10 protein-coding genes are annotated in these 12,498 nt (G+C 70.5%); 6 read left to right on the top strand and 4 right to left on the bottom strand.

Annotated features, from left to right (window positions below; translation table 11 throughout):
* Positions 1-13: 13 nt before the first annotated feature.
* Positions 14-964, bottom strand: coding sequence for a 5-dehydro-2-deoxygluconokinase (gene iolC / locus IEZ19_RS14665; protein WP_189311614.1), 951 nt, complete (start codon positions 962-964; stop codon positions 14-16).
* A gap of 163 nt (positions 965-1,127) precedes the next feature.
* Between iolC and IEZ19_RS14670 the strand changes: the two genes are divergently transcribed.
* The 3 genes from IEZ19_RS14670 to IEZ19_RS14680 all read left to right on the top strand — a co-directional run bounded on the left by IEZ19_RS14670 (position 1,128) and on the right by IEZ19_RS14680 (position 3,291).
* Complete coding sequence (locus IEZ19_RS14670; protein ID WP_189311615.1) at positions 1,128-2,054, top strand: sugar phosphate isomerase/epimerase family protein; 927 nt, start codon at positions 1,128-1,130, stop codon at positions 2,052-2,054.
* Between the two features lie 416 nt (positions 2,055-2,470).
* Entirely contained in the window at positions 2,471-2,671 is a 201-nt protein-coding gene (locus IEZ19_RS14675) for a helix-turn-helix transcriptional regulator (RefSeq protein ID WP_189311616.1), read from the top strand.
* A gap of 56 nt (positions 2,672-2,727) precedes the next feature.
* Positions 2,728-3,291, top strand: a complete 564-nt coding sequence (locus tag IEZ19_RS14680) for a GNAT family N-acetyltransferase (protein ID WP_189311617.1) — start codon at positions 2,728-2,730, stop codon at positions 3,289-3,291.
* Here IEZ19_RS14680 and IEZ19_RS14685 read toward each other — a convergent pair.
* A complete protein-coding gene (locus IEZ19_RS14685; RefSeq protein ID WP_189311618.1) occupies positions 3,272-4,315 on the bottom strand; it encodes a zinc-dependent alcohol dehydrogenase family protein in 1,044 nt (347 codons plus the stop codon). The two genes, IEZ19_RS14680 and IEZ19_RS14685, sit on opposite strands and share 20 nt — an antisense overlap.
* 68 nt (positions 4,316-4,383) lie before the next feature.
* Entirely contained in the window at positions 4,384-6,639 is a 2,256-nt protein-coding gene (locus IEZ19_RS14690; RefSeq protein ID WP_189311619.1) for an MMPL family transporter, read from the bottom strand.
* A gap of 166 nt (positions 6,640-6,805) precedes the next feature.
* On the opposite strand from IEZ19_RS14690, the gene IEZ19_RS14695 reads away from it, so the two are divergent.
* From IEZ19_RS14695 to IEZ19_RS14705, 3 genes are all read left to right on the top strand, one after another.
* A complete protein-coding gene (locus IEZ19_RS14695) occupies positions 6,806-7,489 on the top strand; it encodes a TetR/AcrR family transcriptional regulator (protein WP_189311620.1) in 684 nt (227 codons plus the stop codon).
* 134 nt (positions 7,490-7,623) lie between these two features.
* Entirely contained in the window at positions 7,624-7,863 is a 240-nt protein-coding gene (locus IEZ19_RS14700; protein WP_189311621.1) for a heavy-metal-associated domain-containing protein, read from the top strand.
* Between the two features lie 104 nt (positions 7,864-7,967).
* A complete protein-coding gene (locus IEZ19_RS14705) occupies positions 7,968-10,208 on the top strand; it encodes a heavy metal translocating P-type ATPase (protein ID WP_189311622.1) in 2,241 nt (746 codons plus the stop codon).
* 816 nt (positions 10,209-11,024) lie between these two features.
* Here the strand turns inward: IEZ19_RS14705 and IEZ19_RS14710 are convergent.
* Positions 11,025-12,314, bottom strand: coding sequence for a citrate synthase (locus tag IEZ19_RS14710; protein WP_189311623.1), 1,290 nt, complete (start codon positions 12,312-12,314; stop codon positions 11,025-11,027).
* Positions 12,315-12,498: the final 184 nt, after the last annotated feature.

Consider the following 12,498-nt stretch of genomic DNA (forward strand, 5'->3'; position numbering starts at 1 on the left):
ACCTTGCCCGCCCTCACAGCACCGCTCCGGCCTCGAGCGCGGCGGCCACCTCGTCCGGGGTGGGCATCGCGGAGGAGCACTCCAGCCGGGAGGCGACGATCGCGCCGGCCGCGTTGGCGTGCCGCATGATCGTCTCCAGGTCCCAGCCGGCCAGCAGTCCGTGGCACAGGGAGCCGCCGAAGGCGTCCCCGGCGCCGAGTCCGTTGAGGACCGTGACGGGCAGGGGCGGCACCTCGGCGGACTCGCCGGTGGCGCTGACCGCGAGGACGCCCTTGGGCCCCTGCTTGACGACGGCGAGTTCGACACCGGCGTCGAGCAGGGCGCGGGCCGCGGCGTGGGGTTCGCGCACTCCGGTGGCGACCTCCACCTCGTCGAGGTTGCCGACGGCGACCGTGGTGTGGCGCAGGGCCTCGGTGTAGAAGGGACGGGCCTCGTCGGGGTCCTGCCAGAACATCGGGCGCCAGTCGAGGTCGAAGACCGTGATCCCGGCCTTGGCGCGACGGGCGAGGGCCGCGAGGGTCGCCGTACGGCTGGGCTCCTCGCTCAGGCCGGTGCCGGTGACCCAGAAGATGCCGGCCTCGCGGATGGCGTCGAGGTCCAGGTCGTGGGCCTCGATCTCCAGGTCGGGCGCCTTGGGCTGCCGGTAGAAGTAGAGCGGGAAGTCGTCCGGCGGGAAGACCTCGCAGAAGGTGACCGGGGTGGGCAGTCCGGGGACCGGGGTGACCCAGCGGTCGTCGACCCCGAAGCCGCGCAGGGCCTCGTGCAGATACGTGCCGAAGGGGTCGTCACCGGTGCGGGTGATCACGGCGGTCCGGCGGCCGAGGCGGGCCGCGGCGACCGCGACGTTCGTCGCCGACCCGCCGAGGAACTTGCCGAAGGTGGACACCTGGGCGAGCGGGACACCCGCCTGCAACGGGTAGATGTCCACTCCGATCCGCCCCATGGTGATCAGGTCGTACGCCATCGGCTTCCCTTCTGCGTCATCCGGCTCGCCTCCGGGGCGCCCCAGCGGCGGAGCGCGGCTCTCCCCCGGTTTCTAGCCCCGCAACGGGAGCCCTGTCAATGTTTTGTCCAGACATTCGGACCAGAGCTTGACACCCCCTTCCGCGAGCCGCACGCTGGCGGCCATGACGTCGTTGTCACCACAGTCCCCCTCTTCCGGCGCCTCGCGCATCCGGATCGGTTCGGCGCCCGACTCCTGGGGCGTCTGGTTCCCCGAAGACCCTGTTCAGGTGCCGTGGCAGCGCTTCCTCGACGAGGTCGCGGGCTCCGGCTACGAGTGGATCGAGCTGGGCCCGTACGGCTATCTGCCGACCGACCCGGCGGTCCTGACCGAGGAGACGGCACGGCGTGGGCTGAAGGTGTCGGCCGGCACCGTCTTCACCGGGCTCCATCACGGGGAGGCGGTGTGGGACAAGACGTGGGAGCACGTCTCCGACATCGCCGCGCTGACCCAGGCCATGGGTGCCGAGCACCTGGTCGTCATCCCGTCCTTCTGGCGCGACGACAAGACCGGCGAGGTTCTGGAGCCGGACACGCTGACCGCCGAACAGTGGCGCAATCTGACCTCGCTGACCGAGCGACTGGGGCGGGAGGTGCGCGAGCGGTACGGCCTGTCGATCGTCGTCCATCCGCACGCCGACACCCACATCGACAGCGAGGAGAACGTCGTCCGCTTCCTCGACGGCACCGACTCCTCGCTGGTGTCGCTCTGCCTGGACACCGGGCACTACGCCTACTGTGGCGGGGACAGCGTCAAGCTCATCGAGACGTACGGAGAGCGCATCGGCTATCTCCACCTGAAGCAGGTGGACCCGGAGATCCTGGCCGACGTGCGGGCGAACGCCACCCCGTTCGGGCCGGCCGTCGCCCAGGGCGTCATGTGCGAGCCGCCGGCCGGCGTGCCCGCGCTCGGCCCGGTCCTGGACGCGGCCCGGAAGCTGGACGTGGATCTGTTCGCGATCGTCGAGCAGGACATGTATCCCTGCGATCCCGACAAGCCGCTGCCGATCGCCCGGCGGACCCGCGCGTTTCTGAGGTCGTGCGGGGCCTGACACTCGGCTGGGGCAGCCGTCACATGACGGAACTCATCCGGAATTCAGGGGTATTGGCGAACGGGCTGACACGGGCCGTGCGGAACAGGCAACGGAGACCGACGGCTCGTCACTTTCTGGGCATGCCCAGGTTCCGGGAGTCCGGAGTGAGTGCGTACGCCCTCGGCGGTCGTGAGTCAACGCGCCCCGCCCTGTGCGGGCGTACGCCTATGCGTCACCTCTGTCACAAACACCCCCGTCGTGTCACACATGTCGCGTGTACGCGGGCTCTCGGTCACAGCCGGTCGACAGCCGCTTCCCCGCGCTCACCGTGCGTCGTTGACCGGGCACAGGCTTGGTGATCGCCAGCGCAGCGCCCGGCTCCCCCGACGGCCGTTCCCGGCCGCCCCCGCGGTGCGCGCAGGGAGGTGCACTTCATGACCGACCGAAGGCTCTGGTCCTACAAGGAGATCGCGGCGCACATCAAGGTGCAGCCGGACACCGTGCGGTCCTACCGCAAGCACGGACTTCTCCCGTCGCCCGACCATGTGGAGGGCGGCAAGCCCTTCTGGTACGCGGACACCGTCCGGGCCTGGGTGGCCTCCCGGCCGGGCAACCGGGGCGGCAGACAACCCTGATCCGCCTCCCGAAAACGGTTCTGTGCCCCGCCCGCGCGTGGGGCACAGTGCGTCGCATGACTTTCTCCGTCAAACCCTTGCTCACCGGCGAGAAGACGGTCCTGCGGCCGTTCACCGCGGACGACGCCGACACCATGTGGGAGATCATCGGCGATCCCGAGGTCGTGCACTTCACCTTTCCGGCGAACGGCGAACTCACCCTGGAGCGGCTGCGTTCCTGGTACGGCTCCCGGTCCGAGCAGCCCGACCGGCTCGACCTCGCCGTCACTGACCGCACCACCGGTGAACTCGTCGGCGAGGTCGTGCTGTTCGAGTGGGACCCGGACAGCCGCAGTTGCACCTTCCGCACCCTTGTCGGCCCCCGGGGCCGCGGCCGCGGGCTCGGCACCGAGGCGACGTCCCTCATCGTCGGCCACGGCTTCTCCCATCTCGGCTTGCACCGCATCCAGTTGGAGGTCTACGGCGACAACCACCGGGCCCGCCGCGTCTACGAGAAGGTCGGCTTCGTGGTGGAGGGAGTGCGGCGGGAGGCGATGACGCGGGACGGGGAGTGGATCGACGAGGTGCTGATGGCGGTCCTCGACCGCGAGTGGGCCGCGCTCAGCTCCACGGCTCGATGACCGTGACGCCCGCACCGCCCGCGGTGTCCATCGCCGCGAGGGCCGCCGGCGCCGCGTCCAGGGAGACGGTCGACGTCGTCAGCAGGTCGGGGCGCAGCACGCCCGAGCGGACCAGCTCCAGCATGCCGGGGTAGGTGTGCGCGGCCATGCCGTGGCTGCCGCGGAGTTCGAGCTCCAGGGCGATGGCACGGGCCATGGGCACCGGGGTCGTACCGTCCGGGGAGGGCAGCAGGCCCACCTGGACGTGCCGGCCCCGGCGGCGCAGGCCGTTCACCGATGCGGCGCAGGTCGCCGGGGAGCCGAGCGCGTCCAGGGAGAGATGGGCGCCGCCGCCGGTCAGCTCCAGGATCTCCGCCGCCGTGTCCGGGGTGCGCGTGGCGTCCACGCACTGGGCGGCGCCGAACTTCCGCGCCAGGTCCAGGGCTCCGGTCGACACGTCCACGGCGACCACCCGCGCACCCGACGCCGCCGCGATCATCACCGCCGACAGGCCCACGCCCCCGCAGCCGTGCACCGCGACCCACTCCCCCGCGGCCAACCGGCCCTGCTGCACGACGGCCCGGAACGCGGTCGCGAAACGGCAGCCGAGGGAGGCGGCGGTGGCGAAGGACATGTCGTCCGGGATCGCCACGAGGTTCACGTCGGCATGGTCGAGCGCCACGTACTGCGCGAACGAGCCCCAGTGCGTGAAGCCCGGCTGGCTCTGCCGCTCGCACACCTGCTGGTCGCCCGCCGCACAGGCGGCGCAGGTCCCGCAGGCGCAGACGAAGGGCACCGTGACCCGGTCGCCGGGCCGCCAGCCGGTCACCCGGGCGCCCACCGCCTCGACGACACCGGCGAGTTCATGACCGGGCACATGCGGCAGGGTGATGTCCGGGTCGTGGCCCATCCAGCCGTGCCAGTCGCTGCGGCACAGGCCGGTGGCCTCGACCCGCACCACGACCCCGTGCTCGACCGGCTCCGGGTCCGCCACCTCGCGTACCTCGGCGGTTTCCCCGTACCGCTCGAACACCACAGCCTTCATGTGCTTCACCTTTCCGCGCTCGGTTCCGGGATCACGGGATTCCGCCGGACGCCTTCTCCACCCGAGTCTCACACGGACACCGGATCCCGCTCCTTCGCGGGCTCGGCCGACTCGCCCTCGCTCAGCCCGAACCGCCGGTGGAAGCGGCGCAGCGGTGCCGGGGCCCACCAGGTGGCGCGGCCGGTGAGGCGCATGATCGCCGGGACCAGCAGGCTGCGGACGACCATGGCATCCATCAGCACGGCCAGCGCGATACCCAGGCCGAGCATCTTGGTGTTGGTCACGCGCGAGGTGCCGATCGCGACCATGACCACGGCCAGGATGACCGCCGCCGCCGTGATCAGCCCGCCCGTGCGCTGGAGCCCGTGGCGCACCGCCCCGTTGTGGTCGCCCGTGCGGTCGTACTCCTCCTTGATACGAGAGAGCAGGAACACGCCGTAGTCCATGGAGAGGCCGAAGGCCACGCAGAACATCAGGACGGGCAGGGTGGTCTCGATGGAGCCGGTGCTGGTGAAGCCGAGCGCGCCGGAGAGGTGGCCGTCCTGGAAGACCCAGACCACCGCGCCGAACATCGCCGTCAGGCTGAGCGCGTTGAGCACCACCGCCTGCACCGGTATCAGCACGCTGCCGGTGAGGAGGAAGACAAGGAGGAGTGTGACGATCGCGATGAACGCGGCCGCCCACGGGAGCCGCTCGGCTATCGCGTCCTTGGAGTCGGCCAGGACGGCGGCCGTGCCGGTCACCTTGGTGTCGAAGGGCGGGTCCATGGCGCGCAGGTCGCCCACCAGCCGCTGCGCGGCATCGTCGACGGCCTCGCCCTTCGGCAGCACCGTGAAGTAGGCCGAATCGCCCTTCACCAGCGGTCCCTCGACCCGGGTCACCTCGGGCAGCGCGGCCACCCGCTGCTTGTAGTCGGCGTACTGCGTCTCGGTCGCCCGTCCCTCGGCGAGCACCTCGAGCCCGCCGCCGGGACTGCCTGGGAAGCCGTCCCTGACGTGCTGCTGCACGACATGGGACTCGGCGCTCGACGGCAGCTGGCGGTCGTCGGCGGTGCCGAACTTGACGCCCGTGAACGGCAGTCCGAGGACGACCAGAAGGGCCGTGGTGCCGACGGCGAAGACCGGGGCCCGGCGCATCACGAGCGTCGCCGTACGCGCCCAGGCCGTGCCTTCCTCCCCGGAGACCCTGGCCTCCCGGCCGCGGCGGAACAGGCGGCGCAGATCGAGGGAGTCGACCCGGTGACCGAGGAGCACCAGAGCCGCCGGGAGCAGGATCAGGGCGGCTGCCGCGGCCAGCAGAACCACGGCTATACCGGCGTAGGCGAAGGACCGCAGGAAGTACTGCGGGAAGAGCAGCATCGCCGCCAGGGACACGGCGACCGTGAGGGAGGAGAAGAGAACCGTGCGGCCGGCGGTGCGCAAGGTCGTGCCGACGGCCGTCAACGGGTTGGCGCCTGTGGACAGTTCCTCGCGGAAGCGGCGGACGATGAACAGGGCGTAGTCGATGGCGAGGCCCAGGCCCAGGGCCGTGGTGAGGTTCAGCGCGAAGACGGAGACGTCGGTCAGCTCCGTCAGGCCGCACAGCACCGCGTTCGTGCCGAGGATCGCGACGATGCCGATGCCCAGGGGCAGCAGGGCCGCAACGGCGCTGCCGAAGACCATCACCAGCAGGACGAGCGTCACCGGCAGGGCGATCATCTCGGCGCGCGCCAGGTCGTCCTGGATGATCGACTGCATCTCGTGCCGCACCGCGACGATGCCGCCGACCCGCACCGTCACCGGCCCGTGCGCTCCCCGGTAGTACGGCGCTATCCGGTCGAGGGTCTCCCCCACCGCCTTCTCGTCGCCCGTGATGCGCGCGGCGATCAGCGCTTCGTGGCCGTCCTTCGCGCGCAGGGCGGGCGACCCCGTCTGCCAGTAGGAGCCGACGCCCGTGACGCCCTTCTCGCGGGCCAGCCGCTCGGCGAGGCCGCGCGCCCGAGCGGCGACCGCAGGGGCGTCGACCGTCGAGCGTCCCGAGTCCACCAGGAGCAACAGTTTGGGCTGGGAGTCCGGGAACTCTCGCTCCAGGGCCTGGGTCGCGTACGTGGACTCGGCGGCGGGGTCCTCCCAGCCGCCGCTGCCCAGCCGGTCCGCGACACCGCTGCCGGCCAGCACCGCGAGCACGGTGAGCACGAGGGCCGCGAGCAGCGACAGCCGCGGCCGGGCGGTCACGAACCTCGTCCAGCCGCCGGGGCGGGGTGCGCCGCCTCCCGGCCGGAGTGGGCCGTCTCCGGTCCGGGGCGGTCCGTCCGCCGGCCGCGCCGGCGTGTTGGCTTCGGTCATCGTGCGGTGCCCCCTTCACCCTGACCAGTGCGTCCGTGCGCGAGCACGGCAGCATGAATGAGTCATTGCCATAGACTGACAAACACGAGAGATCGCTCGCGTTTCCCCAGAATGCGAGCGACTACTCGCGTTTGTCAATCGCGTCCGGAGAGCTGGGGATAAACGCGTGCCCGACACACCCGAGACCCAGGAGAAGGACCGGGGGAAGGAACAGCCGCGCCGCCGACAGGCGCGCGGCGAGCGACGCATCGCCCAACTGCTGGAGGCTGCGGCCTCGGTCTTCTGCTCGAGCGGCTACGCGGCCGCCAGCACCAACGCCATCGCCCGCGAGGCGGGCGTCTCGCCGGGCACGCTCTACCAGTTCTTCCCCAACAAGGAAGCCATCGCGATCGAGCTGGGCGACCGGCTGATGCACGAGATGCGCGAGACGTACGGCGCCGCACTCGCCCCGGTCGACCCCGCCACACCCCTGGCGGACGCCGTCGGCGCGGTCGTCGACCGCTTCATCGCCTTCACCACCGAGCACCCCGTGTTCTTCGCGCTGATGAAGGGGCCCGACACCCCCGGCCGGATGGCCGAGGAGCACGACGCCCTGCACTCGACCCTGGTCACCCGCATCGAGGAGCTGCTCGGCTCACTCCTGCCCGACGCGTCCGCGGCCGACCTCACACGCATGGCGCACGTCTGCCTCGGCATCCACAAGGCGGGCCTGGAGCTGGTCCTCACCCACGAGGGCGCCGAGCGCGAGGCCTACGTCCGGGAAGTGAAGGACGTACTGATCCGCTACCTCGAGCCGCTGGCCGGCGCCCGCCCCGGCACGCCGGACGAGCGGTCCGCCCCGGAGGCGTGAATCAGCCACCGGCATACGGCCCACTCCCCCTTGGAGGGGTACCCCCTAGGGGTATAGTGTGATGAGCGTGAGGCCCACCGCGGGCCCCACACGCCCCACCTGCTGTCCCACAGGCCTCGACGAGGAGTAACGACATGACCGCGCAGATCGACACCCCGGGCACCGTCACCACCGTCTACAAGGTGAGCGGGATGAGCTGTGGACACTGCGAACGCTCCGTCTCCGGTGAGCTGTCCGAGGTCCCCGGCGTCAGCTCCGTGACGGCCGTCGCGTCGACCGGCGAGGTGACGGTCGTCTCCGCCGCCCCGCTCGACGAGGAGGCCGTCCGCGCCGCCGTCGACGAGGCCGGCTTCGAGCTCGTCGGCATGGTCTGAGCCCGGGTACCGAGTCCGAGAACATACGCCTGAAACTCCCCGGGCCGTGCCGACCCGCAAGTCGCGGGGTCCGCACGGCCCGGTCCGTCTCCTGGAGTCCGGACATGACGAGCACCACCACTGGAGCCCCCATAGCGGCCGAGACCTCCGAGGTCGAGCTGCTCATCGGTGGGATGACCTGCGCCTCCTGCGCCGCCCGCGTGGAGAGGAAGCTCAACCGCATGGACGGCGTCACCGCCACCGTCAACTACGCGACGGAGAAGGCGAAGGTCAGCTACGCCCCCGGCGTCCAGGTCGCCGACCTGATCGCCACCGTGGTGAAGACGGGGTACACGGCCGAGGAACCCGCGCCCCCGCAGCCCGAGCCCGGGACGCCGGAAGCGACGACCCCCGACCCCGAACTCGCCGCCCTGCGCCACCGGCTCCTCGTCTCGGCGCTGCTGGCCGCCCCCGTCATCCTGATCGCGATGATCCCCGCCCTGCAGTTCGACAACTGGCAGTGGCTCTCGCTCACCCTCGCCGCGCCCGTCGTCGTATGGGGCGGATGGCCGTTCCACCGGGCCGCCTGGACGAACGCCCGGCACGGTGCCGCCACCATGGACACGCTGGTCTCGGTCGGCACGCTGGCCGCGTTCGGCTGGTCGCTGTGGGCGCTGTTCTTCGGTGACGCGGGCATGCCGGGCATGCGCGACGAGTTCCGGTTCACCGTCTCCCGCATGGACGGCGCGTCCACGATCTATCTCGAGGTGGCGGCCGGAGTCGTCGCACTGATCCTGCTCGGCCGCTATCTGGAGGCCCGCTCCAAGCGGCGCGCGGGAGCGGCCCTGCGGGCGCTGATGGAGCTGGGTGCCAAGGATGTGGCAGTCCTACGGGGCGGACGTGAGGTGCGTGTGCCGGTGACGCAACTGGCCGTCGGTGACCGGTTCGTCGTACGGCCCGGCGAGAAGGTCGCCACCGACGGTGTCGTGGTGGAGGGTGCCTCCGCGATCGACGCCGCCCTGCTGACCGGCGAGTCGGTGCCGGTGGACGTGGGCGTCGGGGACACGGTCACCGGGGCCACCGTCAACGCGGGCGGACGGCTCGCCGTCGAAGCGACCCGGGTCGGGGCGGACACCCAGCTCGCCCGGATGGCGCGGCTGGTGGAGGAGGCGCAGAACGGGAAGGCCGAGGTGCAGCGGCTGGCCGACCGGATCTCCGCCGTGTTCGTGCCGGTGGTCATCCTGATCGCGGTCGCCACGTTCGGCGCGTGGCTCGGTGTGACCGGGGACGGTACCGCCGCGTTCACGGCCGCCGTCGCCGTACTGATCATCGCCTGCCCGTGCGCGCTGGGCCTGGCCACGCCCACCGCGCTGATGGTCGGCACGGGCCGCGGCGCCCAGCTCGGCATCCTCATCAAGGGCCCTGAGGTCCTGGAGTCCACGCGTCGCGTCGACACGGTCGTGCTGGACAAGACCGGCACGGTCACCACCGGCCGCATGACCCTCCAGGAGGTGTACGCGGCCGAGGACACCGACGAGAAGGATCTGCTGCGGCTCGCGGGCGCCCTCGAGCACGCCTCCGAGCACCCGGTGGCCCGGGCGGTCGCGGCGGGCGCCGAGGAGCGGGCCGGGACGCTGCCGGACGTGGCGGACTTCGAGAACGTCCCCGGGCGGGGCGTACGCGGGCGCGTGGAGGGCCGTGAGGTGGCCGTGGGCCGTCTGTTCACCGACCTGCCGTCGGAGCTTGCCCGCGTCAAGGAAGAGGTCGAGAGGAACGGACGTACGGCCGTCGTGGCGGGCTGGGACGGCGAGGCGCGCGGGATCCTCGCGGTCGCCGACGCGGTCAAGGAGACCAGCGCCGAGGCGGTGGCCGAATTGCGCGCCCTGGGGCTCACACCGGTGTTGCTGACCGGGGACAACCGGGCGGTGGCCGAGGCCGTGGCGCGGACCGTGGGCATCGACGAGGTGATCGCCGAGGTGCTGCCCGAGGACAAGGTCGACGTCGTACGGCGGCTGCGGGGCGAGGGCCGGACCGTCGCCATGGTGGGTGACGGGGTCAACGACGCCGCGGCGCTGGCCACCGCGGATCTGGGCCTCGCGATGGGGACCGGTACGGACGCGGCGATCGAGGCCGGCGATCTGACGCTGGTGCGCGGGGATCTGCGGGTCGCCGCCGATGCGATACGGCTGTCCCGGCGGACGCTGGCCACCATCAAGGGCAATCTGGTGTGGGCCTTCGGCTACAACGTGGCGGCGCTGCCGCTGGCCGCGGCGGGGCTGCTCAACCCGATGATCGCGGGGGCGGCGATGGCGTTCTCGTCGGTGTTCGTGGTGACCAACAGTCTGCGGTTGCGGCGGTTCCGCTGAAACCCTGCGATGTTACCGGGAGTTCGGCGACGGCGAAGTTAAGAGTCCCCCTAGAGTCCGGCGCGCGCCTCACATAAGCTCTTCACAAGGCTCGCGCATCATCCTTACGCTGGGGCTCCGGTCGCCGTATCGGGGCTCTTGCGTATCTAACGGACATATGCAAGAGACGCAGATCACAGTGATGTGAACGTAACCATCGAAGGGGTTCGAAGGTCTAAGTTGACGATGTCAGGCAGCGTCTTGGGGGGCGTTGACTGGCATCTGGGGATGTCTTGGGGGACTTCCTCAGAGATGCGTTGCCGGGGCACGTACTTCGGGAAGCTTTGAGCGGCCCTCCCGAACCTACGGGTCCCGGCAGATCGCACCGCATCACTGGAGCACGGTGGGTTTCGGTCATTGTGCTCGACACAGCGATTCAGGCGCTGTCCTCTCAAAGCGCCCGGCCGGATCCCGTGGGGGGAATCCGTACCGGGACATGGGAAGGCGCCCTGGTCGTCGGCCCGTGGGGGGACCGACGCTCCAGGGCGCCTTCTGCTATGCCTGTACGGCTACGACACGGCCCGGAACCACGCCAGGGACGCCGACGCCGGGGAGCCACGCACATGGCCCCCACCGGCAGCTGTCAGCGCTCCTCGACCGGAACGAAGTCGCACTCGACCACACCGGTGGCCGTGCTCACCCGGGGGACAACCCCCGGCCGCAGCCCCGACCCACCCGCACCGCAAGCCGAAGACCACCGCCCGGCCACCCCGAAACCCAACGGGACGCCGCCCCGGTGACAGAGCACCCAGGAAGCGGCCCCCCCACCAGCAGCTGTCAGCGCTCCTCGACCGGGACGAAGTCGCGCTCGACCACACCGGTGTAGATCTGGCGCGGGCGGCCGATGCGGGAGCCCGGCTCCTTGATCATCTCGTGCCACTGGGCGATCCAGCCCGGCAGCCGGCCGAGGGCGAACAGGACCGTGAACATCTCGGTCGGGAAGCCCATGGCCCGGTAGATCAGACCGGTGTAGAAGTCCACGTTCGGGTAGAGCTTGCGCTCGACGAAGTAGTCGTCGGAGAGCGCGTGCTCCTCCATCTTGAGGGCGATGTCGAGGAGCTCGTCCTCCTTGCCCAGCGCGGAGAGCACGTCGTGCGCGGCGGCCTTGATGATGCGGGCGCGCGGGTCGAAGTTCTTGTAGACCCGGTGGCCGAAGCCCATCAGGCGGACGCCGTCCTCCTTGTTCTTCACCTTGCGGATGAAGGTGTCGACGTCGCCGCCCGCGTCCCGGATGCCCTCGAGCATCTCCAGCACGGACTGGTTGGCGCCGCCGTGCAGCGGGCCCCACAGGGCGCTGATGCCGGCCGAGATCGACGCGAACATGTTGGCCTGCGACGAGCCGACCAGGCGGACCGTCGAGGTCGAACAGTTCTGCTCGTGGTCGGCGTGCAGGATGAGCAGCTTGTCGAGCGCCGAGACGACGACCGGGTCCGGCTCGTACTCGTCCGCCGGCACCGAGAAGGTCATGCGCAGGAAGTTCTCGACGTAGCCGAGGTCGTTGCGCGGGTAGACGAAGGGGTGGCCGATCGACTTCTTGTAGGCGTAGGCCGCGATCGTCGGAAGCTTCGCGAGCAGACGGATCGTGGAAAGGTTGCGCTGCTGCTCGTCGAACGGGTTGTGGCTGTCCTGGTAGAACGTGGACAGCGCGGAGACGACCGACGACAGCATCGCCATCGGGTGGGCGTCGCGCGGGAAGCCCCGGTAGAAGTTCTTGACGTCCTCGTGCAGCAGCGTGTGCCGCGTGATGTCGTTTCTGAACGTGCTCAGCTCGTCGACGGTCGGGAGCTCACCGTTGATCAGGAGGTACGCCACCTCGAGGAAGGTGGAGCGCTCGGCGAGCTGCTCGATTGGGTAGCCGCGGTAGCGAAGGATGCCGCCTTCGCCGTCCAGGTAGGTGATGGCGGATTTATAGGCGGCCGTGTTGCCGTAACCGCTGTCCAGAGTCACCAGACCGGTCTGGGCGCGGAGCTTCCCGATGTCGAAGCCCTTGTCACCGACGGTGCTGTCGATCACCGGGTAGGTGTATTCGCCGTCGCCGTACCGCAGTACTACAGAGTTGTCGCTCACGTCTTCCCTCACCGACGTAGTGCCTCATCTTCGAGGTGCCCTGACTGTCTCTACCATCCCCCATTTGGCTCAGGAGAGTGCACTCGGGGCCGCCATTGGGCCTATTGACGGCACTGAGTGCCGTCAGCCTGCTCATCCTGCCCCCTCGATCCGGCAACCGGAAGTGCTCTGTGACCTTCACGAC

The organism is Streptomyces brasiliensis, assembly GCF_014647875.1.
GTDB lineage: Bacteria > Actinomycetota > Actinomycetes > Streptomycetales > Streptomycetaceae > Streptomyces > Streptomyces brasiliensis.

What these genes read in the sequence shown, in the direction of transcription:
- IEZ19_RS14680 (WP_189311617.1), top strand. Translation starts at nt 2,728, where the DNA reads ATGACTTTCTCCGTCAAACCCTTGCTCACCGGCGAGAAGACGGTCCTG.
- IEZ19_RS14700 (WP_189311621.1), top strand. Translation starts at nt 7,624, where the DNA reads ATGACCGCGCAGATCGACACCCCGGGCACCGTCACCACCGTCTACAAG.
- IEZ19_RS14675 (WP_189311616.1), top strand. Translation starts at nt 2,471, where the DNA reads ATGACCGACCGAAGGCTCTGGTCCTACAAGGAGATCGCGGCGCACATC.
- IEZ19_RS14705 (WP_189311622.1), top strand. Translation starts at nt 7,968, where the DNA reads ATGACGAGCACCACCACTGGAGCCCCCATAGCGGCCGAGACCTCCGAG.
- IEZ19_RS14670 (WP_189311615.1), top strand. Translation starts at nt 1,128, where the DNA reads ATGACGTCGTTGTCACCACAGTCCCCCTCTTCCGGCGCCTCGCGCATC.
- IEZ19_RS14690 (WP_189311619.1), bottom strand. Translation starts at nt 6,639, where the DNA reads ATGACCGAAGCCAACACGCCGGCGCGGCCGGCGGACGGACCGCCCCGG.
- iolC (WP_189311614.1), bottom strand. Translation starts at nt 964, where the DNA reads ATGGCGTACGACCTGATCACCATGGGGCGGATCGGAGTGGACATCTAC.
- IEZ19_RS14685 (WP_189311618.1), bottom strand. Translation starts at nt 4,315, where the DNA reads ATGAAGGCTGTGGTGTTCGAGCGGTACGGGGAAACCGCCGAGGTACGC.